Raw genomic sequence first — 25825 nt, 5'->3', positions numbered from 1 at the left:
ATCCCTTGCAACTCTCCGGGCGCGGATATATGTTTGCCCCCGTGTTGCGTGCTGGAATTCATTTCTGACGCTTGCACGGTGCGTGGCATTGCCGGTGGCCAGCGAAGGGAACCGTGGCACCGGACCCCGCCGCCCCGCGCAAACGTCGCGACGGTAGCGCATCTCAAGGGAAGGAGGATTGGATGAATGAAAAGCCTGCGGTATTGACTTCTTCGATCGGCAGCAAGATCGTGGTGGCGCTCACCGGCATCGGGCTGGTGCTGTTCGTGCTGGTGCACATGATCGGCAATCTGCAGATGTTCATCGGCCGGGAGGCAATGAATAACTACGCGGTCACGCTGCGGCAATTCGGCCCGTTGTTGTGGGTGGTGCGCCTGGGTCTGCTGGGCATCGCGCTGGTGCATGTGTTCATGACCCTGCGGCTGAAGCTGCAAAACCGTGCAGCGCGGCCGGTGCGTTATCATTTCAACCACACGGTGCAGGCCACGCTCGCTTCGCGCACGATGGTGATCAGCGGGCTGATCATCCTCGCCTTTGTTGTGTATCATCTGCTGCATTTCACGCTGGGCGTGACCCACCCCGAACATTTTGCGCTGCATGATGACCAGGGCCGGCACGATGTGTACAACATGGTGGTTTATGGTTTTCAGAATGTTCTGATCTCCGGTTTCTATGTGGTGGCGATGGTGCTGTTGTTTTCCCACTTGAGCCACGGCACGGCCAGCTTCTTGCAATCACTCGGCTGGAACCCTCCCCGATACCGTGCGCGGATTGCCCGTTTGGGCGCGGTGGTGGCATGGCTCGTTTGCCTGGGTTTCATCTCGGTGCCGCTGGGCGTGCTCACCGGCCTCATCAAACCTGTCGGAGGAGGGATGTGATCATGAAACTCGATGCGAAAATTCCCGCAGGGCCACTGCCGGAAAAATGGGACAGGCACAAGTTCGAAATGAAGCTGATCAGCCCGGCGAACAAGCGCAAGTTCGAGGTGATCGTGGTGGGCAGCGGGCTGGCGGGCGCTTCTGCCGCGGCGAGCATGGCGGAACTGGGCTACCGGGTGTCGTGCTTCTGTTTTCAAGACAGCCCGCGGCGCGCGCACAGCATCGCGGCGCAGGGCGGGATCAATGCCGCCAAAAATTATCAAAATGACGGCGACAGCGTTGATCGGTTGTTCTATGACACGATCAAAGGCGGTGATTTCCGCGCGCGTGAGGCCAATGTCTACCGGCTGGCGCAGGTGAGCGGCAACATCATCGATCAATGCGTGGCGCAGGGCGTGCCGTTCGCGCGCGAGTATGGCGGCCTGCTCGACAACCGCTCGTTTGGCGGGGCGCAGGTGTCCCGCACGTTTTATGCCCGCGGCCAGACCGGCCAGCAGCTTTTGCTGGGCGCCTATTCCGCGCTGTGCCGGCAGATCGGTCTGGGCAACGTCAAGATGTATCCACGCACGGAAATGCTCGATTTGGTGGTGATCGACGGCGTGGCGCGCGGCATCATCACCCGCAGCCTGGTCAACGGCAGGATCGAGCGCCATGTCGCCGATGCGGTGGTGCTGGCTACCGGTGGCTACAGCCGTGTTTATTTCCTGTCGACCAATGCGATGGGCTGCAACACCACGGCGATCTGGCGTGCCTACCGCCGCGGCGCGGCCTTCGCCAATCCCTGCTTCACCCAGATTCACCCGACCTGCATCCCGGTGAGCGGTGAGCATCAATCCAAGCTCACGCTGATGTCGGAATCGCTGCGCAACGACGGCCGCATCTGGGTGCCGAAGAAGAGGGGCGACACGCGCGCGCCGCAGGATATTCCCGAAGACGAGCGCGATTACTACCTCGAGCGCAAGTATCCGAGCTATGGCAATCTTGCGCCGCGTGACATCTCCTCGCGCGCCGCCAAGGAAGTCTGCGATGAAGGCCGTGGCGTCGGCGAAAGCAAGCGCGGCGTTTATCTCGATTTCTCCGATGCCATCCGCCGCCTCGGCGAAAACGTCATTCGCGAGCGCTATGGCAACCTGTTCGACATGTACGAGGAGATCACCGGCGAGAATCCCTACCGGGTGCCGATGCGCATCTACCCCGCGCCGCACTACACCATGGGCGGTCTGTGGGTGGATTACAATCTGATGAGCACCATCCCCGGCCTGTTCGTGATCGGCGAGGCCAACTTCTCCGATCATGGCGCCAACCGCCTGGGCGCCAGCGCCCTGATGCAGGGGCTGGCCGACGGCTACTTCATTTTGCCCTACACCATCGGGCATTATTTTGCCACTGCCAAACCGAAGAAGATGACCGGCACGGACCACGCGGCTTTCCGCCAGGCGGAGGAGGACGTCACCGGCCGCATCAAGCGCCTGCTCGGCAGCAAGAGCAGACGCACGGTGGATTCCTTCCACCGCGAGTTGGGCGCGCTGATGTGGGAACGCTGCGGCATGAGCCGCAATGCCGCTGGTTTGCGGCAAAACCTGCAGGAGATCCCGGCGCTGCGCGAGCAATATTGGAGCGCGGTCACCGTGGTCGGCAGCAATGAGGAATACAACCTCTCCCTGGAAAAAGCGCTGCGGGTGGCGGATTTCTTCGAGCTGGCCGAGCTGATGTGCCGCGATGCGCTCGAACGCAACGAATCCTGCGGCGGTCATTTCCGGGAGGAATATCAAACCGCCGAGGGCGAGGCCCTGCGCAACGACAAAGAATACTGCCATGTGAGCGTGTGGGAATATCAAGGCGAAAGCCAGGCACCGGTTCTGCACAAGGAGCCGCTGCACTTCGAGTATGTCCAGCTAGCGGAGAGGAGCTACAAATGAAAGTGACCTTGCATGTGTGGCGTCAGCCGAATGCGAACACGCCCGGCAAGCTGGTGACTTATCCCTCGCCGGAAGTCAGTCCCGACATGTCCTTTCTCGAAATGCTGGATGTGCTCAATGAAGAGCTGACGCGCAAGGGGGAAGATCCCATCGCTTTCGATCACGACTGTCGCGAGGGCATCTGCGGTGCCTGCTCGCTGGTGATCAACGGCATCGCGCACGGCCCGGGTGCCGGCAAAACCACCTGCCAGCTCTACATGCGGCAGTTCAAGAACGGCGATCACATCCATGTGGAGCCCTGGCGTGCCCGGGCGTTTCCGGTGATCAAGGATCTGGTGGTTGACCGCAGCGCCTTCGACCGCATCATGCAGGCCGGCGGTTTCATTTCGGTGAACACCGGCGGCGCGCCGGATGCCAATGCCATTTTGATTCCCAAGGCGGTGGCGGAAACCGCGATGGATGCCGCCGCCTGTATCGGCTGCGGGGCATGTGTGGCAGCCTGCAAAAATGCCTCGGCGATGCTGTTCGTGGCGGCGAAAGTCTCGCATCTCGCTTTGTTGCCACAGGGGCAACCCGAGCGCGAGCGCCGCGTGCGCAACATGGTGGCGCAGATGGACGCGGAGGGCTTCGGCAACTGCACCAACCAGTATGAATGTGAAGCCGTGTGCCCAAAGGAAATCAAGGCGACCTTCATCGCCAGGATGAACCGGGAATACCTCCGGGCCCTCATCAGGCCGGCTGTGCCATGACGGCCGCCCTCTGAAAATGTTGCGATGTGCCGCCGGCGTGGCCGGGGTGGCCACGGCCGGCGGCTGTTCGTGGCCTTGTCGGGTAAAATGCGCCCCTGCCATGAATCTCTTCCGCAATCGCGTGCTCGCCCTGGCGACGGCCGTGACCGCAGGTCTCCTCCTGTCCCTGCCTGTGCTGGCACATCAACCCGCCTGGATTGAAACTTTCTACAGCCGGCGCTTTTATTTCGCACTCACCGGCCTGCTTTCGCCCCTCACCTCCGCTGTGCCTTTTTCCCTCTCCGAGATTTGTTTTTACCTCGGCGTGTTGACGATGCTTGCGTTGGCAGGGCGGCTCTGGCGTCGGCGCCAGTGGCAACGCGGCTTGCGCAACATGCTGTTGGGCGCGGCGCTGTTCGTGTCATGGTTCTATCTCGCCTGGGGCTGCAATTATTTTCGCGCGCCAATCGACGAGCAATTGGGATTGGCCGGCGGGACTGCTCCCGACAGCCTCGCGTATCGGCGCCATCTGGAAGAGAGCATCGTCGCCACCAACAACGCCTGGCGGCCGGTGCCGGCCTGGAACTTGACGGGGCTCGACAGTTTGATCGAGTGCAGCCTGCGCCGGCTTTTGCCCGAGTTGTCACTGCCGCTCGCGCCGGGCAGCCGCCGGCCGAAACACCTGCTCATGTCCGCGGTGCTCGACTACACCCTGACCTCCGGCTTTTTCAGCCCCTTTTTGCACGAAATTCATCTCAACGCCGGCCTGCTGCCGGTGGAGTTGCCGTTCGTGCTGGCGCATGAGAAGGCGCACCAACTGGGCTATGCACGCGAATCCGAAGCCAGTTTCCTCGGCGTGCTCGCCTCTCTGGCGAGCACCGACTCTGCGGTGCAATATTCCGGGCACCTTGCGCTGCTGCAGCATTTTCTGGCGCGCGCGGCGCTGTTTAAGGATGCCGACTCCCTGCGGCAGCGCGTGCGGCCGGAGGTGCGCGCCGATCTGCTTGCCGTGCAGCAGCGCTGGCAGCCCTATCATGGCGTGGTCTCCCATGTCACGCAGCGCACTTATGATGCCTATTTGCGCGCGAACCGCGTTCGTGGCGGCAGGCAGAATTACGGGGAAGTGGTGGAGTTGATGATGCGATGGCGGGAACAACCGAGGCAGGAAAAATAGATTTCACCGCCGCAGGCTGTTGATCTTCTCCTCCGTCAGCCGTTCGAGCCGGCGTTGCGCCTGTGCAATTGCCGCGGCCAGAGCCGTGCTGTCGGGCGCCACCGGTATTTTGCCCACGCTCGCCAGCGCTTCGGCATACCACCTTTGCCAGACCCGCAGCATTTTTTCCTCCTCAATGACATCGGCCTCCAGGCTGTGGCGCAGTGCCGCGCGGCTGTTGGCCGCCTCGTTTTCCAGGCGCTGTCTCGCACGCCGCAGCAGCAGTGGCACCAGGGCGCCGGCGTCTGCAGGCGCACCCTGCGCGAGGAAAAGCGCCGTCGCAGCGGCGCTCACGCCGACGTTGGCCATCTCCTGCGGCGAAACTTTGTCGAGGTCATCGCCGCTGGTGTGGTAAAAAACGTCGGTGAAATGCCAGGCCAGCACTGCGGGCACGCCGTGCTGCACAAACGGCACATGATCGCTGCCGCCCTCGAAGGGATGGCTGTGCACGCGCCACTGGTTGCGCCGCAGCCGGCTGCGCGTTTCGCAGGCGGCGATGAACAAGTCATTCAAGTAAGTTCCCCGCAGCTCTGCTTCCGCAATTTCACGGCTGCCCCACTCCGTGTGGTGATCCGGCGGCCGTGTCCAAAGCGCGGCAGGATCAGGCGCCCGTTCCACCAGAAAATTGCCGCCGGTTTTGGCGATGTCCTGCCCCACCATGTCCAGCACCAGGGCCGCAAATACGCGCTGAAAGGTTTGCGGATCATGCTGCTGCCAGCGCTGCACCGTGGCGATTTCTTCGACCCAGCGCAGTGTGAGGGTACGCGCCGGCGCAGCCAGCTCGCCGGCGGTCAGCGCCTGCCGCAACGCCAGCGCCATCTCCAACAACGTGGCACAACCGGAGGCGTTGTCATTCGCCCCCGGCTCGTCGAGATGCGCGAGTAATGCCACCCTTTCGCCGGGATTGCGGCTGCCAATGATTTCGGCGGTGACCTCGCGCACGACTTTCGGTGCAAACTGCGCCCGGACTTTTGCCTGCACCTGCACCGGGCCGCGGCGCAGCAGCGAATCGAGCAGGCGCCGGCTGGTGTGGGAAATTTTGAATGCGAAAACCGCCAGCGAGTCGACATAAGGAATCGCCTCCATGCCGATGGAAGCGGGATGCTCGGCGGGCCGGTTGTAGTCCGGCAGGTGGGAGGAGATGATGCCGGCGGCCGCCCCCTGCCGCACGGCTTTGTGAAAAACTTCATGCAGGGGCCGGCGCGTATAGGCCACTTTGCCGCGCAGGCTGCCGCGCACAATTGCCAGACTGTCGATGGCAACCAGTTCCGCTTGCACACCCGCCGGTGGAGTGGCGTGTGAATTGGGGCAGAGCATCATTTTGGCCTGCGCCAGCGAGTGTAGCACGGTGTCCCGCGGGGTGAGCAGCCGCAGCTCGGCAAAGTCGGGCTGCCAGGAGCGCTCCTGTGCCAGCAATGTGTCGCGCACGATCAGTTTGTAGCGGGCATCCGACTCCGCATATCCGCCGGCGCGCAAGGCCGCGGCGAGCGAATCCATGCAACGATTGAAATCACGGTTGCCGGCGTGACGCCAATAGTTTTGCAGCAGGGCGACGGTTGCCAGTGCACGTGCGCCGTTGAAATGCCTGCCGAGGACGGTGAGATTTTTGACCAAACCGGCGGGCGGCTTCTGCGCCGTGACTGGCGTTTGCAGTGAAAAGCAGAGAAAAATGGCAATGAGAGCGAGTTTGATCTCAGGAGTCTTCATGCAGGCGGCACTCCAGATAGTGCGCGAGCTCGGGCCCTTTTTGAGTGCTTGGGATAATGCTAGTGCACTGTACCTGAATTTTGCACCCCGGTTGATCCCATCAGCGGGGAACGCCGATTTGATTGCGACGCCCAACCACCCAAGGGATGGTGCATAAAAAATTTTGCGGGCAAATGTGCTGTCCACTCCGGTGGGAGTGAACGGTTTGTAGTGAAACGGCATATCGCATTTCCCGAAACGCCGTCAGGAGTGACCTGCTTTGCCCTCCTGACGGACTTTAAAGACACGCAAGCTTCCCATGTCTATAAACAGTTCACTCCTGACGGCGTTTTGGGAACACACCATCTCTTCCGGGGAACGGCGGGCCCGCTTGCAAAATTCGGGAAACAGCCGTGGTGCGCAAATTTGTCCGGCAGTCTTGCTGCATGACATGGAAGCAGCAGGTTGCGTGGCTGCCAGGCACACGGCAGTTGCCACGGTATCTGCCGGCGGGCAGGCAGGGAAGCACGGGCTGCCGGATGTGCGCGGCCGTTCCGCTCAACATGGTTTGCTGTAATGCGCCACGGCCTTTTGCGCGCGTTCCAGCAGCAGGCGGCGCAGCTCGGGTGGATGCAAAATCTCCAGGTCGTCGCCGAATGTCATGAGCCAGTCTGCCAGGGAAGGCAGGTAGGGAACCAGAAACGTGACAATCAGGCCGCCGTCGCGGGCAGGTTCTTCGGCAACGCAGTGGTAGTGATGATAACGCACGCGCGGTGCCACGTTGGGCGGGAACTTCACCCGCACTTCCTGCAGGTTTGCGCTCTGCTTTTTCCTTTCGAAATAGACCGCGGGTGAAAAATCGCGATGCGGGGCGAACACCTCGCCGGTGGGATGAATGTTCTTGATGCGATCAGCGCGGAAATCGCGATAATCCTGGCGCAGCCGGCAATAGGCGATGAGGTGCCAGTGGTCGCTGTAATAAATCAAGCAGAGCGGCTCGAGGCTGCGGCAGGTGATCTCATTATTGGAGGTCGCGACATATTCGATCTTCAACACCTGGCGCTTGACCACGGCCTCCTGCATGAGCGCCAGCACATCGTCGCGGAAGCCGTGCAGCGGGTGCAGCGGCCGCGCGAACACTGCGGTTGCCTGCTGCAGGCGTTCAAGATAGTCCTGTTTCTCTTCGGGAAGCACGGCGCGGATCTTGAGCAGCGCAGAGGCCATGTGTTTTTTCAACGATTCGTCGGTCAGGTGCTGCACGAATTCACCGCCGACGAACAGGGCGCTGGCTTCGGCATGGGTGAACATCACCGGCGGCAGGTGATAGCCCGCCACCAGGCTGTAGCCTTCGCCGGCTTCCGCGGCCAGCGGCACACCGGCCTCCTGCAGCGCGGCCAAATCACGGTAGACCGTGCGCGTGCTGATGGCGAAATGGGCGGCAATGTCGCGCACGCGAACCACGCGCCTGCTTTGCAGCAGCAAGATGGTGGCAATCAGGCGATCGGTGCGATTCATGACCTGCACGATTAACGGTATGTGCCGGTGACGGATTGCAATTAAAAGAAGGTCAGGCAGCCGGCGAGAGTGCAGGCGTCAGGAACACCGCGCGGTAGCTTGCCAGCCAAAACGCAAAGCCTGCAAAAAGTGGCACCGCCAGCACCAGGGGGAGGCTGAACCAGTCACCGCCTGCAAAAGCCAGCATGGTGAGGAGGGCCAGCAACACCAGCCGCACCAGCTCCAGCCGAAAGGCCCAGCCGCGCTTGTCCAAAATGCCGCCGAGCGTCAAGAGCGTCACCACAATCATGCTGCCGGCGAGGAGATGCCAATGCAGCGGCCAGGTGTTTTCTTTTTGCAGCATGAAAAACGTGGCGGCCACCACCGGACTGAAATGCAGCAAGACATAGAGATTCAGGCCCAACGGCAATTTGGTATCATACTTGACATAGGTTTCAGGCGTGACTTCGGGATGGGGCGGCAGCGGCGGCAGACCGGCGGGCCGCCACTCCGGTGGCATGAAGAAGAGTTTGATGCGGTCAATCCAGCGCGGAAACTGGCCGGCGAGGTTCTTGAGTTTCGCCCAATAGTGCAGATTGGCCCAAACCGGATTCCAACTGTTGAGCGGCTCGGTGACGCCATACACCACCGGCTCGGTTTCCGGCTCGAAGGTGCCGAACAGACGATCCCAAATAATGAAGATGCCGGCGTAGTTTTTGTCGAGATATTTGGGATTGCGGCCGTGATGCACGCGGTGATGCGAGGGCGTGTTGAGCACCCATTCCAGCGGGCCGAGTTTGCCGAGGGCGCGGGTGTGAATCCAAAATTGATAGAGCGTGTCGACAGCCGACATGGTGAGAAACATCAGTGGGGGAAAGCCGATGAGCGCGAGCGGCAGGTAGAAGAGCCACGAAAACCAGCTTTGAAACGTGCCCTGCCGCAGCGCCACCGCCAGGTTGAATTCCTCGCTTTGGTGATGCACGATGTGCGCGGCCCAGGGCGCATTCATGCGATGACTGACGCGATGAAACCAGTAATAGCAGAAATCCACGCCGAACAGCAACACCACCCAGGCCACCGCCGAGCGGGGGGAAATCTCCAGCAGGCGGAAGTTTTCATAGAGCCAGACATAGCCGCCCACGATGATGACTTTGCTGAACACCCCCACCACCTGTTGCAACACTCCGCAGCTCAGGTCATTGATGGCATCATTGAAGCGGTAGTATTCTTTGCGTTCATGGCGGACAAACCAGACTTCCACGCCGATGAGCAGCAGAAAAAACGGAATCGCCAGGGCAATGTAGTTGATGTCCATGTCGCCTCCGTGATCGGTCTTGCAGGTTGGAGATTTGAGCAGGTACGCCGGCGCAAACGTACACAGCGAGGGCAGGAAAGTCAAGGCCGAGTTTGACCGGTGGCGGATTTTGACTGCCCGAACGAGAGGCCTGCCGGTGCTTCAATCTGATCATTTGGCGTGCGCGAGCCGGCTGCCGGGCACGCCTCGCAGGTCTCCGGCATGGCCCCACCGGGCGCCCGGGCAAAAGGCGGCAGCGCTTGTCATTTCCAGTTGACAGGCCGGCTCCGCCGACATGTTATCGTCCTCACTCTCCCCCCTAGTCGGTATATTAGACCACAGCCCCTCTCACCACGAGCGCTTTGTTTCCGGTTGCTCTCAGGCCGTGTCTTTCTCGCGGTGGGTGTTTCAAAAAGGATTTTGACAATCTTCAGGAATTTCATCCATGGCCCACACCCTCTCCTTTCGTCATTCGTTCCTGCCTGCCCTTGCTTTGTTGCTTGCCGGTATACTGGTGCCGGTCGGTGTGCCGCGTGCCTTCGCCGCCGTCGACACGGTTTATGTATCCGTCGCCGGCAGCGATGCGCAAGGCGACGGTTCCGCCGCCAAACCTTATCGCAGCCTGACGGTGGCGCTGCAGAAAACAGCGGGCAACGCCGCCAATCCCAAAGTCATCAAACTGTCCGGCGGCACCTTCAGCGCGGTGACCACCGGCGAAGTTTTCCCGCTGGTGCTGAAAAGCTGGGTGACCATCCTGGGCGCGGGCCGGAGCGCCACCTTTCTCGATGCCGGGCAGGCGCTGCACGTGTTCAGCGGCCGACAAATTCAGCAGGCGGCATTGGCGGGGCTGTGTTTGCAAAATGGCCGGGCCACGGGCACGGCTGCCGCCGGGCAGGGCGGCGGGGTGTGGCTCAAGGATTTTACCGGCTTCACCCTGCGCGATTGTCTGATTCGCGACAACCACGCGGCCAATGCCGGCGGCGGTTTGTTCATTTCCAAAGGCTCGGGCTTGACGGTGCAGAACTGCCTGCTGGAGAACAATCGCGCGTTGAACGGCGGCGCGATGTATCATGACAGCTCCACTGCCACCCTCATCACCTCCTCGACGCTGCAGCACAATCGGGCCGGCAACCTGGGCGGCGCCCTGTACATTGCCGCCACCGCACCCACCATCCAAAAATGCCGCATTCGCTGGAATGTCGCCGAGCCGGGCCAGCAGCAGGGTGGCGGCGGCATCGTGCTCAGCAATGCCATGGGTGCGGTGATCGGCGGCGCCTTCGAGCTGGGCAATGACATTCACGAAAACACCGGCGGGGTGCAGGGCTCGCAACTTTTTTTGCTCGACAAGCAAAGCACGGCCGACGCCCGTTTCAATTTCTGGGGTGTGCTGCCGGACAAGAAAGTGGCGGCCCCCACCTCCCAGATTAATCTGGGCAATGCCCGCAACGTTGCGATCAACGTGGCGTTCGGCACGAGAACGTTCTTTGTCGCGCCCACCGGTTCGGACGAGAACAACGGCAGCGCCGGCCAGCCGTGGCGCACCATCAACTACGCGCTGAGCCAGTTCTTCGCCACTGAACTTGACACCATGCGCCTGTACCTGCGTCCGGGGATTTACAGCACCGCCGGCACCGGCGAAAATTTCCCGATCCGTTTGAAATCCCGCACCAGCCTGCTGGGTGCCGGCCGGGAGTCCACCATCATCGAGGGCGGGAACTGGCCGCAGTCGGAATTGTTTTCGGCGGTGAATATCGCGGGCGCGCGCCTCACGGCGGTGACGCTGCGCCAGGCCGGCCGCGGCGCACTGGTGGCGCGCGGGTGTGAGCGTTTGTTGCTGGATTCGCTGCTGGTGGAGAACAATCAGGGCAGTCGCGGCGCGGGTGTCACCATCATCGGCGGTTCCGGCAACCGCGTGGCCAACTGTCTGTTTCGGGGAAATCACAGCACGGGCAACGGCGGCGCGCTGGCGCTGTTGGGAGAGGATACCGAAGTCGTACAGAATGTTTTTCTCAACAACAGCGCGGCACGGGGTGGCGCGGTGGCGGCGGATTCCGGCAGCACGGCGGTATTCGAGCAGAACGACTTCACCGGCAACCGCGCGGATCGCGGCGGCGCGCTTTATTTTGCGCAAGCGCGGCCGCAGGTGAGCGGCAATCGCATCCGGCAGAATCACGCCACCGCCGGCGGCGGCGCGCTCGCGCTCGAGGGCGCGTCGCAGCCGGTGATCGGCGGCAGCCGCAGCCGCGGCAATGACATCTATGACAACACCACTGCCGGCCAGGGTACGCAATTGTGGCGCACCTCGCCGGGCTTGACGGTCGATGCCCGATACAACTTCTGGGGCGAAGTGCCGGGAGCCACGACCGCCGTTCCCGCAAACGAATTCTCACTGCAGGAATACCGCACGCTCGCGATTCGCGTGCCGCGCGGCACGCGCACGCTCTACGTCTCGCCCGCCGGCAACGACGAGGCGAATGGCGCCACACCGGCGGCGGCGCTGCGCACCCTCACCGAGGCGATGAAACTCTTCTTCGGCACGGCAGAGGCGCCCATGACGCTGCAGCTCCTGCCCGGCGAATATGCGCCCGCGAGCAACAGCGAAACGTTCCCCATAGCGCTGGAAAGCCATCTCACCCTCACCGGCGCCGGGCGCGAACAAACGGTGATCACCGGCGATGGCATTCACCGCCTCTTTGAAGGCCGCCAATTGAGGCAGGTGGTCTTGCGGCACATGACGCTGCGCCACGGCAAAAGCGGGCAGCGCGGCGGCGGCGTGTGGCTCGATTCGGTGGCCACCGTGTTGATCGATAGCTGCCACTTTCAGGGCAATGAAGCAATGCAGGGTGGCGGTTTGGCGCTGCGCGGCTGCAACCCGGCGACGATTCAATTCACGCAGTTTGCCGGCAATCAGGCCCAATTGCGCGGTGGCGGGCTGCACGTGGAGGGCGACAGCATTGCCCTGCGCAATTGCGAGCTGACCGGCAACCAGGCAATCCTCGAGGGCGGCGCCGTTCATTTCAGCAAGGTGAAACTTGCCTCCGTTTACGCCAACACGATGACCGGCAATCAAGCCGAACGGGGGGGTGCGGTGATGCTGGCGAGCGGGAGGGCGCAGTTTTTCCGCAATACCATCATCGACAACCGCGCGACGCTGAGCGGCGGTGCTCTCTTCATCGCAGCCGAGGCCAACGCGGTGATCGGCGGCACGCCGGAAAACGGCAACGATCTTTATGGCAACCAGGCGGCCGGCAACGGCAGGGCGCTGGCCGGCCCAAGCCGCAGCACACCCAATGAGGCGCGGTTCAATTTCTTCGGCGCCCGGCCGGACGAAGCGCAGGTGAGCAGCCTCGCCAGCTTCAATGTCTCCGAGTTTCGCCGCACCAGCATCCTTCTGCCAAACGCCGAGCGCACACTGTATCTTTCGCCCCGCGGCAATGATGACAACACTGCGCCCTCGGCGAAAAATCCGCTGCGCACGCTCGGCCGCGCGCTGCGGCTGTTCGTGGCGCTGCCCGGTGATCGCTTCACCCTCAGCCTGGCCAACGGCACCTATTCGCGCCAGACAACCGGCGAGATCCTGCCGGTGCGCCTGCCCGGCCGTGTGGTGCTGGCCGGCAGCCATGCCGACAGCGTGATCATCCACGGCGGAGCGGCCAGCCGTCTGCTGGAAGTGGTGGAGGCGGACAGTGTCGAAATTCGGCAGCTCACGCTGGCGGCGGGCGCCACAGAAGGGCTGCAGAACGGCGCCGGTTTGCGGCTGCAAAACTGCCGTGCCATTCGTGTGATTGGCGTGCATTTTCGCGACCACACCACGCCGGCCTTTGGTGCGGGCCTGGCCGGTGAAGCGGTCACGTCGCTTTATCTCAGCCAGTGCCGTTTCACGCACAATCGCGGCACCGGCGCGGCGCTTTACCTGCAAAACTGCGACGGCGAAATTCTGGGGTGCACCTTCAGCGACAATCTCTCGCCGGGAGCGGGCGCGGCGTTGTATTTGCAAAATGCCGCCGTCCGGCTCGGCGGCTGCCGCATTACGCGCAACCACTCACAGGGTGCGTTCCAGGGCGGCGCGATTTTCTGCACCGGCACCTCTCTGCCGGTGATTGGCGGTGAGGCCGGTTTTGGCAATGATATTTTTGACAACACGGGCAGCGGCAACGGCAGCCAGTTGCAGCGCACCGGCAACACGCCCAAAATCATTGCCAGTCACAATTATCTCGGCAGCACGGCGCCCACCGAGCGGGAGGTTTTTCCGCTGGAGGGTTTTGTGCTCGAGCCCCGGCGCACGGTGCCGCTGGCGGGCAACAATCCGCCGGTGTGGGTGAATGTCTCGCCGTCGCCCGCAACGCCACTGACCGCCAGCCGCCGGGACACGCTGCACTTCTCCGCCAGCGCCCTCGATCCCGACAACGATCCGTTGAGTTACAGCTGGTTTGCGGACAATTTCCCCATCTCCTTCGCTCAAAATTTTGCCTGGGTGGCTTTTTTCTACAGCGCGGGCCGGCACACGGTGCGCCTGGAGGTGAGTGATGGCGTGAACAGCATTGCGGTAGAATGGCAAATCGACCTGGTGCTTACCACGGTGGCGGAGACGCAGGACCCGCCACCGGTGCAGTTTCAGCTTGCCCGCGTCTTTCCCAATCCCATGCGCGCTGCCGCTTCGTCGCGTCGCATCATGTTTCACACCGCGCACCGCAGTGTGGTGGAACTGGTAATTTATGATGTGATGGGCCGGCGCGTGCGCCATTTGCTGCAGGCGGAGCAGCCGGCCGGCCGGCATCAAGTTTTCTGGGATGGCCGCGATGACAGCGGCCGGCTGTTGTCTGCCGGTGTTTATCTGCTGCACATGAGGGCAGGCAGTTTTCGTGCAACGCAGAAGCTGGTCATCGTGAGATAGACCAGAGCCAGTTTGAAACGGTCCCCGTCTTCGGCTGCGCCGGGGTTTCCACAACCTGCGCGCAGGGTGGGAACCCCGGGACTTTTGACGCACCCGTCCAGCCGTGCTGGTAACGATTTTGCAATCGTCTGCGATTTCAGGCAAACACCCGAGGATCATCACAACCGATTGCTGCACAACAGCCCCGCTGCCCGCGGGGCTGTTTGCTTTTCCCTCATGCCCGGCGATATACGATTCACGGTTTTCCACCAGCGAAATCCACGTTGGGCAACACGCCGGGCAATCATGTCAAATACCAGGCCATGCGCCTGCCGCTTCACATGCCACCCCTGCCGCCGGCTTCCTCTCCTGCTGGCACCTGTTTTGCGAAAATCAGCTCGCTGCAGGAGCAGGCGTTCGAGTTATTCAATGAGTTAGACTCGCATACCGCCGGCAACAAACTCAATTACGAAACGGCCAGTTACAGCCGTGAATGAGACCGACGCGGCGCCGGGAGGGAATTTTTCGCTGTCCGGACGCGGCGAGTGCGGTATTGGAAGCGAGTCCGCATGCGGCAGCGATCAGAATGAACTTTTGTAGTCGTGCCTTCAGGCACTGATCCTGAGGGGTCTACTACAAAAGCACGAGGGGAAATAATTGCCATGCGCGTTTTCGCATGCAACACGATGACAACATTGCGCAGACATTTTCGTGCCAATTGCAGAGAAACCACCGCCTTTCTGCTCCCACGAAAATACCCTCCCACAAAAAAGCTTTCTGCCGTGGGACTGCATTTTCGTGAGAGGGTTTTGGGGATCTGCTCCCAACACCGCCCTCTTCTCTACAAACGAAGCAGGCGGGAAGCCTGCGTGACAAGGTTTTTGTCGTCACACAATACAATCCGCTGAACGATGCCGGAGGAATCATCTTTCACACCGAACCGCAGGAAATTGTCCGCCCGTCGCTGGCTGGCGCGGAGCTGGCGTGCGTGCTCGAAGGAAGCGCGGCTGTTTCTGCTGGCGCTTGCCGGTTGTGTGCTGGTTTACGGTGTGAATGCAGTGGCGGGCGACATTCAACCGCAGAGTCTTTGGGGAATGGCGTATGGCACCGCCGCCGCACTGTTGATGCTGGGCGCAGCTTGGTACAGCATGCGGCGGCGGTTTGCCCGCGCGGCGCTGCGGCAAAGCTGGGGCCGGGCGCAGACCTGGCTGCAATTTCATCTCTATGGCGGAACGCTGTTTCTGGTGTTGCTGTTCATGCACACCGGCTTGCAATTGCCGCATGGCCGGCTGGCGTGGTGGCTGTGGGGTTTGAGCCTTTGGGTGACGGTGAGCGGCGCCGCCGGCGTGCTGCTGCAAAAATGGCTGCCGCGCCTGCTCAGCTCGGGTCTGGCGCTGGAGGTGGTGTATGAGCGCATCCCCGAACTGATCGCGGAAATCAGCGCCCGGGCCGCGGCCCTGGTGCAAACCTGCAGCGAGCCGGTGAAAGATTTTTATCGCGAACAAATCGCGCTGACGCTGGCCGCGCCGCAGCCGCGCTGGATTTACTGGCTGGACATCACCGGCGGCATCCAGGCACGCGTGAAAAAGTTCGAGTATGTCCGCCGCCTGTTGCCGGCGGAGGAACAGCAGAAACTGCGCGAGCTGGAATCCTGCTACCGCGCCAAACTCGAAATTGATGCGCATGTCACCCTGCAGCGGGCGCTGCGCGGGTGGCTTTATCTGCACGTCCCGGCCTCGCTGGTGTTGCTGGTGCTGGTGGCGCTGCATGTATTCGCCGTTTGGTATTATTGAACGCGGCTCGCTGGCGAAGGACAAAGCGGATTACCGTGGCAAAGGCAGAAGGCAACAAGGGATTTTTCGGCACGGTCAAACTTTCACTGGCGCAGCGCTATATCCTGCCGCAGGCGCGCCGCCTGCTGGTGGGGCTCGGCGGCCTGGGCGGCTTGGGCGTGCTGGTCTGCTACGCAGTCGACGCGTTGCTGCTGCAAAACCAGTTCATCGCCAGCGGCCCGGTCTCCTCCGGCCATGCCAAATTCGAGACCGACTGCCGCGCCTGCCACGAGCCGTTTCAATCCGCCCGCAATGCCAAATGCTCGGTCTGCCATGAGAAAACCGGCGACACCCTCGGGGTCTACTCCTTCGCGGCACACGTTCTCTATCGTTCCGCGGATGCGCGCCGCCTCACCGCGGAGACACGGGACCAGGAATGCGCACTCTGCCACCAGGAACATGACGGCCGCGCCGCCCGGCTCACGGAAGTGTCCGATGCCCGTTGCCTGCCCTGCCACGCCTTCGGCTCGCTCAATCGCCATCACCCGCAATTCGATTTCATTACGCAGCAGACACCGGATGATTCGACGCTGCGCTTCACCCACCTCCGGCACGTGGCGGAAGTGGCGAAACGGGAACAGTTGACCGATCGTGAGCGCGCCTGTTTGTACTGCCACAATCCCCGGCCGGACGGCCGGCACTTCGAGCCGATCGCGTTCGACACCCATTGCAGTGCCTGTCATCTCAAGCCCAACAGTGAGAGTGCGGCGCTGCCCATTCGCATGCCGGGCGACACCGCACCGGGTGTCGAGTTGCTCGAAGACCTGCGCCGGCGTGGCGGGCCGGCCCGGGCGGCACTGCAAAATATCAGTCCGGCCGAGTTTCAAATCAAACCCGGCAACCGGGTGGTGAAATCACCGCTGCGCCATGCCGACCCATGGATTCTGGAGAATCTGCGCACGCTGCGGCGCATGCTCTATCCCGAAAACGGTTTGACCGATTTGCTCAGGGCCGGCAGCCCGGCAACCGCTTCCGCACCGGCGTTGCAGCCGGTTTATGAAGAGGCATTGCAGACACTGCGCCGCCAGGCCGAGGCCCTGCGCGCCCGCCCCGAGCCGGAGATGCAGAGGGAACTGGCGCGCGTGGATTCGCTGCTGCGGGTCGCACAAAACAAAATACGCCGCCAGGATTTCGCCGTGCAGGACGCCAGGCTGTTCCAGGCTGCTGCGAAAGCCGATCCCCGGGTGTCGCCGGCGCAGGCAGAGGCCATTCTCGGCCTGGTCGACAATCTCACCCGCAGATGCCAGCGCTGTCACGTGGTGGCCAATGCCGCCATTCAGCGCGTGCAAAAGGACCAGCGGATCTTGTGGCGTGCCGAATTCGATCATCGTGCCCACATTCTGCAGCGGCGCTGCCTGGAATGCCACACCGCCATCCCGATGTTGGAGCCGGCAGCAGCCGCCGCGCCGCCGGCCGATCACGCCGCGATTCAAAATGTGCCCGGCATCGACAATTGCCGCGGCTGCCACAATGCGGTGGAGACCTCGAATCGCTGCATCACGTGCCACGATTATCATCCGAACAAAAGCAATCGCGCCAGCATGCTGTTGTATGTGGATTGAGACAGGGCCTGTCAGCCGGATTCACTGCAATCAGCTCCTGCACCGCCAAGCAGACGAATCGGGTGAAACACCGGCACAAAGTCTGCAAATGATCACTGCAGGATGACCCCGTTGGCGGAAGTGCTCTGCAGGATAACAAGGCATGCCTCCCGGAAACTGTGAGCGCGTCGCGGCACCGGCCAGGGCGCTGCACGCGCGTTGGCATTCGAGGGTTGCCCTGCGGGAGTGAGGGGTGGGTGCCATACGGCAGTGGAAGATCAGCCATGAAAGCCAGACTGTTCTGCACCACCGGCATGCTCGCCGGCGCCAGTTTCACGATCGGCAAGCAGGCGGTGATTGGCAAAAGCGGTGACAATCACATCGTGCTGGAGCCACCGGTGATTTCCGACCGGCATGCGCGCATTTTTTGGGAGGAGACGCAGCATTGTTACATGCTGGAAGACCTGGGCAGCCGCAACGGCACCCAGCTCGATGGCCGGCGGGTGACCAGCCGGGAGAAGCTGGGGCGCTTGCACGTCATTACCTTTGCCGGAAAATTTGATTTCGTGTTTCAAATGATCGAGGCCGCCGCGCCGGCGCCGGGCAACGGGTTCAAGGTGCTGGCGCAGAAGTCTGCGGCAGCCGCACCGTCAACCCCGGCCTACGGCAATGGCAAAACTCCCAAACGGCGGCGGCGGTCGAGCATCGGCCGCACCATGATCGAGGCGGTGCCCGTGATGTCCGGCAAACTGCCGTTCGCGGCGGCCGCGCCGGAGAAAACAAGAATCGAAGCACCGCTCGTGCACAGCCGCCCGACGCTGGTGCTGGAGGTGCAGAAAGCCGGCGGCCAGGTGCAGAACTTCCCGCTGTCCGCCGGCGAACATCTGGTGGGCCGTGCGCCCGATTGCAGTGTGTGCATCGATGATCCTTCCATCTCCCGCCGTCACGCCGTGCTGGTGGTGAAATCCGACACCGTCAGCGTGCGTGACCTGAACAGCCGGAATCACACCTTTGTGGGACGGGAAGCCATCGCGCGCGAAACGGAGGTGGTGTTGCCCGCCACCCTGCGCTTCGGCACGGTGGCCGCCCGCCTGACCGCCGTGCCCGCGGCTGACGCGCGCCTGTCGGGCGCGGGCAGGCGCTGGTAAGACCATGCCGCCGGAGAAACATTTCTGATTCCAACCATCGAAGGAGTAATTCGCAGCATGTCATCCCGGATTCGACAGAAGACGCTGCGCCGTGAGAGGGGTGCCAGCTGGAAGGCCCGGTTCCTGTTTGTCTTTTTTTTCCTGTTTGCGCTCTACAGCTTCGTGCTGGCGCTGAAAGGCTGCGGACCGCGCAGCATGCCGATGCAGGCGATGCTGCCGGCGCAGCCACCTGCGTTGACCGAACAGGATGTGCAGCGGTTGATGGCGCAGGCGGTTGACGTGGCGCGGCAAATGAATGAGAAGATCAATGTCGCGGTGGTGGATCGCGAAGGCAACGTGCTGGGCGTGTTTCACATGAATGGCGCGGGCCAGGCGGTGCCGGCGGCACAGGCGCTGCTCGGGGAAATCGCCAAGGCGCGCACTGCCGCCTACTTGAGCAGCAACCAGCACGGTTTCACCACGCTGACGGCCTGCTTCATCACGCGTGGCCATTTTCCGCCGACCGCCAGCAACACCGCGGCCGGGCCGTTGTTTGGCGTGCCGTTCTCACAACTTCCCACGGGAGATGTGCAGCCCAATGGCGGGCCCTTGCCGCCCCTCGGGCCGCCGCAACCCAATCCGCGCAACATCCCGGGTTTGACCAGCATTTCGGGCGGTGTGCCGGTTTACAAAAACGGTGCGCTCGCCGGCGGTCTGGGCATCAGCGGTGGCTCCGACACCTTCGTGGCTGCCAGTGTCAATCCCGCGGTGGCCAGTGCCCTGCTCAACAGCATGTTCAACTATTGCCAGGGTGTCAGCCGGGACGAGATCATCGCGCTGGCGGCGGTGCGCGGCTATGAAGTTCCCCGCGACCGGCGCGGAGATACCATCATGCTCGATGGCATTCAATTGCTCTACGCCAACACCGAGCCCCCGGCCTTCAACCTTCGCCTGACGTTCGACAGCCTGGCGACGCTCGGCACGGTCGATCCCGCTTTCCCGATTCGCGCGACGCCGCCGCCCCGCCTGCCGATGGAGGGCGAGGTGAGGCTGGATGCGACGCGTGACTTTCGCATCAAGGCCGGCCGTGTGCTGTCTGCCGACGAGGTGCGCCAAATCATCAACCAGGCGGTGGCGCGTGCCAACCGCACCCGCGCGGCGATTCGCCGGCCACCGGGCAGCGCGGCGCGCGTGGTGATTGCCGTGTCGGATATTGATGGCACGCTGCTCGGCATCTGGCGCATGGCTGATGCGCCCACCTTCAGCCTCGACGTGGCGGCGCAAAAGGCGCGCTCGGCCGTGGCGTTCAGCGATCCCAACGATGCCCTGGGCCAGCAAATGCGCACGCTGCTGGGTCTGTCGGCCGGCGCGCCGCTGGCGGTGAGCACGCGCGCCTTCGGCTTTCTCAGCCAGCGCTATTATCCGCCCGGCATCGATCTCGGTGCACAACCGCAGACCACGCCGGTGGAAAGCGGCCCGTTCTACCAGAACGTCGATGCGCAATTCGACTTCACCCTGCAGCAAACCATGCAAAACCGGCCGCCCTTCATCAATGGCATTCAGATTTTTCCCGGTGGCATCCCGCTTTACAAAAATGGCCAGCTCGCGGGCGGCATCGGCGTCAGCGGCGACGGGGTCGAACAGGATGACTACATCGCCGCGGGTGGCGCGCAGGGCTTCGAGCCGCCACCCGCGATCCGCACCGATCAATATTCCTATCGCAATGTCAAGCTGCCATATCTCAAATTTCCCCGCCAGCCGGAATTGCCCTGAAACGCGACATGAGCGAGAGCAAGCACAGTTTGTTCCTGACGTGGCTGGCCGTGGCAGGCCTGGTCTGGTGTGATGCCGCCCGGCACGAGACCTGGGCGCAGCCGCGTGCCCGGCAGGACTCGTCACGGGTCCAGCCGCGCAATGTGGCGGCCGCAGCGCCGCGCACTGCGGAAGCCGCGCGCCGTGCCGCCATGCCCGCCAAAGCGCCAGCCCTGCCGCCGGACTTCGAAGTGGTGCGCGACCGTTGGCAGCGCATCAAGCCACCGCCTTATGAACTCAATGTCAGGGGCCGCTGGTATGACCCCTACAATCAAAACAAACTCAAGGGTGACCGGCCGCTGTTCGGGCAGAACACCTTTTTGATTTTCACCGCCAGCGCCGACAATTTCCTGGAGGCCGCGCGGCTGCCGACGCCCAGCGGCGTGAGCACCGCCACGCCGCAGAGTCAGAATTTCTTCGGCGACGGCGACCGCCTGCTTGCCAGCGAGACCCTGCGGTTGCGCTTCGATCTCTACCACGGTGACACCGCCTTCCGGCCGCGCGATTGGGAGCTGCGCGTGACGCCGGTGTTCAATTTCAACTATCTCGATCTGCGCGAGAGCAATGTCGCCCGCATCAGCCCGCGCAACCGCACCGACCGCAGCGACCGCCAGCTCGCTTTTCAGGAGTTGTCACTGGAAAAGCATTTGTTCAATCTCAGTGACCGCTATGATTTCATTTCCTGCAAGGCCGGCATTCAACGCATGTTCAGCGATTTCCGCGGTTTCATTTTCAGCGACTTCAATCTCGGCGGCCGCCTGTTCGGCAATCTACATTCGAACCGCTATCAGTACAATCTCGCCTTTTTTTATCAGTTGGAAAAGGACACCAACAGTGAACTCAACACCGTCTTCGCCGACCGCAATCAGCAGGTTTATCTGATCAATCTCTACCGCCAGGATTTTTTCACGCCCGGTTACACGGCACAATGGAGTCTGCACTACAATGTGGACCGCGCCAGCATCTACGTGGACACCAACGGCTTTCCCACCCGGCCGGCCCTGCTGGGGACGGCAGCGCCGCACACGGTGCGCGCCTTTTACTTGGGCTGGACGGGCGACGGCCATCTCGGCCGCTGGAACATCAATCATGCCTTTTATCAGGTGCTGGGCAATGACAGTCGCAACCAGCTTGCCGGCCGGCGCGTGCGGCTCAATGCCCAAATGGCGGCCCTCGAGCTTTCCATTGATCAGGACTGGAAACGCTACAAAGCCTCGGCGTTTTATGCCTCCGGCGATGCGCAGCCCTTCGACGCGGTGGCCCGCGGCTTTGATGCCATCGTCGATCAACCCTTCTTTGCCGGCGGCCAGTTTAGTTTCTGGAATCAGCAGGCCATCCGGCTGCTGGGCGTGAATTTGGTGAACCGCCAAAGTCTGCTGCCCAATCTGCGCAGCAGCAAGACCCAGGGCCAGCCCAACTTCGTCAATCCCGGACTGTTGTTGTTCAATCTTGCCTGGGAGGCGGAATGGACGCCGAAACTGCGCAGTGTGCTGAATGCCAACTATCTGCGTTTCGCCACCACCGCTCCCCTGCAACAATTTCTGAATCAAGCGGCGATCCGCAATGACATTGCTCTGGATTTTGGCCTGGGTTTCATTTATCGGCCGTTCCTGAACAACAACGCCATCATCACGCTCGCGGCAACCGCGCTCAGCCCCCTGGGCGGTTTCATCGACATTTATCAATCGCCGCAAATGTTGTATTCGGTGTTTGCCTCGCTGGTCTTTACCTATTGAAGCAACAACATGAGAACAAGGCCATACTTTCTGGCCGGCCTGTTGCTGGCGGCCACGGCATTTGCCCAAACCGATCTGATGAAACAGACGCAGCGCCAGGCGGATCGCAAGAGCAGGGGCTGCCTGACCTGCCATCGCGGCATCGAGCCCATGCACCGCAACACCGCCATCAAGATTGGCTGCACGGATTGCCACGGCGGGGATGCCACCGCGACGACGATCACAAAGGCACACGTGCAACCCCGCCATCCCGGGCGCTGGCCCGGCTCCGCCAACCCGGAGCGTTCCTACACCCTGCTCAACGAGGAGCAGCCGGAATTCATCCGTTTTGTCAACCCGGGCGATTTGCGCGTGGCGCAGGAGGCCTGTGGCGGCTGTCATGCCCGGGAGGTGTTGTTCGTCAAAAAGAGCATGATGACACACTCGGCGCTGTTGTGGGGCGGCGCCGCCTACAACAACGGCATTCTCTCCACCAAGAACTATATTCTCGGCGAAAGTTACAGTCGCACGGGCGAGCCGCAGCGCCTCAACACCGTGCCGCCGCCCACGCCGGAGGAGTTGCAAAAAGGCGTGCTGCCCTTCCTGCTGCCCCTGCCCCGCTGGGAAATTTCCCAGCCCGGCGACAACTTCCGCAGCTTCGAGCGCGGCGGCCGCGTGTCGCGCATCAATCCCTCGGACATTGGCCTGCCCAACCCCCTGGAGGAGCCGGGCAAGCCGGACAACAAACTCAGTGATCGCGGCCTGGGCACGCAGTTGTTGATCAGCTCGCCGTTGCTCAACATCCATAAAACCCGTTTGAACGATCCGCATCTTTCGTTCCTGGGCACCAATGACCATCCCGGCGATTATCGCTCCAGCGGCTGTTCCGCCTGCCACGTGGTGTATGCCAATGACCGCTCGCCGGTGCATGCCGGGCCCTATGCCCGGTTCGGCAATCGCGGCTTCTCACAAACCGCGGATACCACCATCTCCAAACGGGAGTCCGGCCATCCCATCCGTCACCAGTTCACGCGCGCCATTCCCACCAGCCAGTGCATGGTTTGTCACATGCACCAGCCCAACGGTTTCATGAACACCTATCTTGGTTTTCAAATGTGGGATTACGAGAGCGATGGCCAGTTCATGTATCCCAAAGAGCAGCGCCAACTCTCCGATGAGCAGGCGTTTCAACTGTTGTCGGCCAATCCCGAGGAGGCGGTGTTGCGCGGCAACTGGGGCGATCCGGATTTTCTGCGCACGGTGACCACGCTCAATCCCAAGCTCAAGACCACGCAGTTTGCCGACTATCACGGCCACGGCTGGATCTTTCGTGCGGTGTTCAAGCGCGACCGCAAGGGCAATCTGCTGGACCAGAACGGCGCCCCGATTCCACCCGATTCGCCCCACAAGTTTCACGGCGTCGTGCCGCTCGCCGACGGCAGCAAGGCCTATTGCGATGAGGAATGCCGCCGTGCGCAGAAAGCCGTGCACCTCAAGGACATTCACGCGGAAAGGGGCATGCACTGCGTCGATTGCCACACCACCCAGGACAATCACGGCAACGGCAAGCTCTACGGCGAGTTTCACAACGCCATCGAGATCCAATGCGTGGACTGCCACGGCACGGTCACCCAACGCGCCACGCTGCGCACTTCGGGCCTGGCGGCGCCACCCGGCGGCACGAACCTGCTCGAGCGCCTGACGCCCTTCGGCGAACGCCGCTTCCTCAAGCGCGGTGACCGCATTTTCCAGCGCTCGATGGTGCATGATTCGCTGCAGTGGGAGATCCCCCAAGTGGCGGACATCGTCGACCCCGCCAGCAGGCACTACAATGCCAAAGCGGCTGCCGCCAAGCTGGTGGCCAGCGGCGGAGGGACCTGGGCGCGGCCGATGAGTGAGGCGCAACTGGCACACGGCCCGCAAAAGATGGAATGCTACACCTGCCACAGCTCCTGGGTGACCAATTGCTTTGGCTGCCATCTGCCGCAGCAGGCCAACTGGAAGAAGAGCATGAATCACTTCGAGGGCGGGGAATCGCGCAACTGGACAACCTACAACCCGCAAGTGCTGCGCGACGACGCCTTCATGCTGTGCCGCAATGCCACCAGCAAGGGCAACAAATATGCGCCGGCGCGCTCCTCCAGCGCGGTGATGCTCAGCTCACGCAACGCCAATCGCGAACAAATTTACAACCAGCAGGTGCCGATCTCCGCGCCCGGCTACAGCAGCCAGGCGTTCAATCCCCATTTCCCGCATACCGTGCGCACCAGCGAGACCCGCACCTGCACCGACTGCCATCTCTCCGAGCAAAATGACAACAATGCCTGGCTGGCGCAGGTGCTGCTGCAGGGCACCAACACCGTCACTTTCATGGGGAAATATCTCTATGCCGGCCTCGGGCCGCACGGCATCGCGGCGGTGAAGGTCACCGAAGATGATGAGCCGCAGGCGGTGATCGGCAGTTATTTGCATAAACTCGCCTATCCCGACAACTACCAGCGGCATCTGCAAAACGGCAGGGAATTGGAAACCGTTTATGAGCACGGCGGCACCAACATTCGCAGCCTGCAGTTGCGCGGCGAATACCTCTACACCGCCAACGGCGAGGACGGCCTGCGCGTGTATGACGTGGCCAATATCGACAACAAGGGCTTTTCCGAGCGCATCATTTCCGCGCCGGTTTCCCCCCTCGGCCAGGACACCCAGGTGAAAACGAAATTCGCCACGGCCGTGGCGCTGCCCACCACCATGCCGATCGACACCCGGCGCGTGCACCGGCCGGAGAATCAGGAGCAGTGGCCGATTCATCCCTCCTACAGTTATGCCTACGTCGCCGACCGCGACGAGGGCCTGATTGTGGTGGATGTCATGACGCTGGTGGACAACAATCCGCGCAACAACTTTCTCTCGCGCGCGGTCACCTTCAATCCCGGGGGCGCGCTCACCGGCGCGGTGAATCTGGCAATCGCGGGCCGCCATGTCTACCTGTGCTGCGATGGAGGTCTGATGATCGTGGACATTGACAATCCCCTGCAGCCGAAACTGGTGGCACGGGTGGGGGCGCCGGGCCTGAAGAAACCGCGCGCAGTGGCAATTCAATTCCGCTATGCGCTGGTGTGCGACCAGGAAGGCGTCCAGGCCGTCGATATTACCTTCCCCGAGCAACCGCGGCTGGTGCCGAACAATCTGGTGGCGCTGGCCGAGGCGCGCGAGGTGTATTGGGCACGCACCTACGCCTATGTCGCCGCGGGCAGGCAGGGCCTGGTCATCATCGATGCGGAAAATCCCGAAGCGCTGCGTCTCGATCAAATCTACAACGGCGGGGGCAGGATCAACGACACCTACAGCGTGCGGGTGGCGGCCACCAATGCCAGCCTGTTTGCCTACCTCGCCGACGGTCGCAACGGCGTGCATGTGCTGCAATTGACTTCGCCCCAGGATCCGACCTTTCTGGGATTCAGCCCGCGGCCGAATCCGCGGCTCATTGCCACCAGGCGCACGCCCGGCGAAGCCATCGCCCTGTCAAAAGGGATGGACCGCGATCGTGCAGTCGATGAGAGCGGCAATCAAGTGAGTGTGTTTGGCCGTCTCGGCTCGCGGCCCTTGACGCTGGAGGAACAGCGCCGGCTGTATTTGCGGGACGGCAAGATTTGGAAGGTCTCCGATGATGACTGGAAAAACTCCAACCGCCAGGCCCGGCGCGGCGAGTGAGG

Annotated in this window: 15 protein-coding genes; 12 read left to right on the top strand and 3 right to left on the bottom strand. The window is 62.3% G+C overall.

What is annotated here, in order from left to right; all coding sequences use genetic code 11:
* The first annotated feature begins 182 nt into the window (after positions 1–182).
* The 4 genes from ONB52_11635 (at position 183) to ONB52_11620 (ending at position 4699) form a co-directional block, all read left to right on the top strand.
* Positions 183–878, top strand: a complete 696-nt coding sequence (locus ONB52_11635; protein ID MDZ7416790.1) for a succinate dehydrogenase cytochrome b subunit — start codon at positions 183–185, stop codon at positions 876–878.
* 2 nt (positions 879–880) lie between these two features.
* Positions 881–2797, top strand: a complete 1917-nt coding sequence (locus ONB52_11630) for a fumarate reductase/succinate dehydrogenase flavoprotein subunit (GenBank protein ID MDZ7416789.1) — start codon at positions 881–883, stop codon at positions 2795–2797.
* Positions 2794–3546, top strand: a complete 753-nt coding sequence (locus ONB52_11625; protein MDZ7416788.1) for a succinate dehydrogenase/fumarate reductase iron-sulfur subunit — start codon at positions 2794–2796, stop codon at positions 3544–3546. Before ONB52_11630 ends, ONB52_11625 begins: the two co-directional genes overlap by 4 nt.
* 100 nt (positions 3547–3646) lie before the next feature.
* Positions 3647–4699, top strand: a complete 1053-nt coding sequence (locus tag ONB52_11620; protein MDZ7416787.1) for a DUF3810 domain-containing protein — start codon at positions 3647–3649, stop codon at positions 4697–4699.
* 3 nt (positions 4700–4702) lie between these two features.
* On the opposite strand, the gene ONB52_11615 is transcribed toward ONB52_11620, so the two are convergent.
* The 3 genes from ONB52_11615 to ONB52_11605 form a co-directional block, all read right to left on the bottom strand.
* Positions 4703–6445, bottom strand: coding sequence for a M28 family peptidase (locus tag ONB52_11615; GenBank protein ID MDZ7416786.1), 1743 nt, complete (start codon positions 6443–6445; stop codon positions 4703–4705).
* A gap of 537 nt (positions 6446–6982) precedes the next feature.
* On the bottom strand, positions 6983–7939 hold the full coding sequence (locus ONB52_11610) for a YafY family transcriptional regulator (GenBank protein ID MDZ7416785.1): 957 nt from the start codon (positions 7937–7939) through the stop codon (positions 6983–6985).
* A 52-nt stretch (positions 7940–7991) separates the two neighbouring features.
* On the bottom strand, positions 7992–9233 hold the full coding sequence (locus tag ONB52_11605; protein ID MDZ7416784.1) for a sterol desaturase family protein: 1242 nt from the start codon (positions 9231–9233) through the stop codon (positions 7992–7994).
* Between the two features lie 424 nt (positions 9234–9657).
* Here ONB52_11605 and ONB52_11600 point away from each other — a divergent pair, with 424 nt between their 5' ends.
* The 8 genes from ONB52_11600 to ONB52_11565 all read left to right on the top strand — a co-directional run bounded on the left by ONB52_11600 (position 9658) and on the right by ONB52_11565 (position 25823).
* The gene (locus tag ONB52_11600; GenBank protein MDZ7416783.1) at positions 9658–14106 is read left to right on the top strand and encodes a DUF1565 domain-containing protein; all 4449 of its coding nucleotides are present in this window, start codon (positions 9658–9660) and stop codon (positions 14104–14106) included.
* Positions 14107–14369: 263 nt separating this feature from the next.
* On the top strand, positions 14370–14582 hold the full coding sequence (locus ONB52_11595) for a hypothetical protein (protein ID MDZ7416782.1): 213 nt from the start codon (positions 14370–14372) through the stop codon (positions 14580–14582).
* Positions 14583–15035: 453 nt separating this feature from the next.
* Positions 15036–15878: a hypothetical protein gene (locus ONB52_11590; GenBank protein MDZ7416781.1), complete on the top strand. Its 843-nt coding sequence runs from the start codon at positions 15036–15038 to the stop codon at positions 15876–15878.
* Between the two features lie 35 nt (positions 15879–15913).
* Positions 15914–17479, top strand: a complete 1566-nt coding sequence (locus ONB52_11585) for a cytochrome c family protein (protein ID MDZ7416780.1) — start codon at positions 15914–15916, stop codon at positions 17477–17479.
* Between the two features lie 263 nt (positions 17480–17742).
* On the top strand, positions 17743–18606 hold the full coding sequence (locus ONB52_11580) for an FHA domain-containing protein (protein ID MDZ7416779.1): 864 nt from the start codon (positions 17743–17745) through the stop codon (positions 18604–18606).
* Positions 18607–18663: 57 nt separating this feature from the next.
* On the top strand, positions 18664–20358 hold the full coding sequence (locus tag ONB52_11575; protein MDZ7416778.1) for a heme-binding protein: 1695 nt from the start codon (positions 18664–18666) through the stop codon (positions 20356–20358).
* A gap of 8 nt (positions 20359–20366) precedes the next feature.
* Positions 20367–22133, top strand: coding sequence for a hypothetical protein (locus ONB52_11570; protein MDZ7416777.1), 1767 nt, complete (start codon positions 20367–20369; stop codon positions 22131–22133).
* A 9-nt stretch (positions 22134–22142) separates the two neighbouring features.
* Positions 22143–25823 (top strand): hypothetical protein, encoded by a 3681-nt coding sequence (locus ONB52_11565; protein MDZ7416776.1) that lies wholly within the window; start codon positions 22143–22145, stop codon positions 25821–25823.
* Positions 25824–25825 lie beyond the last annotated feature (2 nt).

The sequence above is a fragment of the candidate division KSB1 bacterium genome (assembly GCA_034506255.1).
Classification (GTDB): Bacteria; Zhuqueibacterota; Zhuqueibacteria; order Zhuqueibacterales; family Zhuqueibacteraceae; genus Coneutiohabitans; species Coneutiohabitans thermophilus.
This window is presented reverse-complemented; position numbering and strand designations above follow the sequence as displayed.

Coding starts and splice junctions, on each gene's coding strand:
- ONB52_11620 (MDZ7416787.1), top strand. CDS start 3,647: ATGAATCTCTTCCGCAATCGCGTGCTCGCCCTGGCGACGGCCGTGACC.
- ONB52_11600 (MDZ7416783.1), top strand. CDS start 9,658: ATGGCCCACACCCTCTCCTTTCGTCATTCGTTCCTGCCTGCCCTTGCT.
- ONB52_11580 (MDZ7416779.1), top strand. CDS start 17,743: ATGAAAGCCAGACTGTTCTGCACCACCGGCATGCTCGCCGGCGCCAGT.
- ONB52_11575 (MDZ7416778.1), top strand. CDS start 18,664: ATGTCATCCCGGATTCGACAGAAGACGCTGCGCCGTGAGAGGGGTGCC.
- ONB52_11610 (MDZ7416785.1), bottom strand. CDS start 7,939: ATGAATCGCACCGATCGCCTGATTGCCACCATCTTGCTGCTGCAAAGC.
- ONB52_11630 (MDZ7416789.1), top strand. CDS start 881: ATGAAACTCGATGCGAAAATTCCCGCAGGGCCACTGCCGGAAAAATGG.
- ONB52_11615 (MDZ7416786.1), bottom strand. CDS start 6,445: ATGAAGACTCCTGAGATCAAACTCGCTCTCATTGCCATTTTTCTCTGC.
- ONB52_11625 (MDZ7416788.1), top strand. CDS start 2,794: ATGAAAGTGACCTTGCATGTGTGGCGTCAGCCGAATGCGAACACGCCC.
- ONB52_11605 (MDZ7416784.1), bottom strand. CDS start 9,233: ATGGACATCAACTACATTGCCCTGGCGATTCCGTTTTTTCTGCTGCTC.
- ONB52_11565 (MDZ7416776.1), top strand. CDS start 22,143: ATGAGAACAAGGCCATACTTTCTGGCCGGCCTGTTGCTGGCGGCCACG.
- ONB52_11570 (MDZ7416777.1), top strand. CDS start 20,367: ATGAGCGAGAGCAAGCACAGTTTGTTCCTGACGTGGCTGGCCGTGGCA.
- ONB52_11635 (MDZ7416790.1), top strand. CDS start 183: ATGAATGAAAAGCCTGCGGTATTGACTTCTTCGATCGGCAGCAAGATC.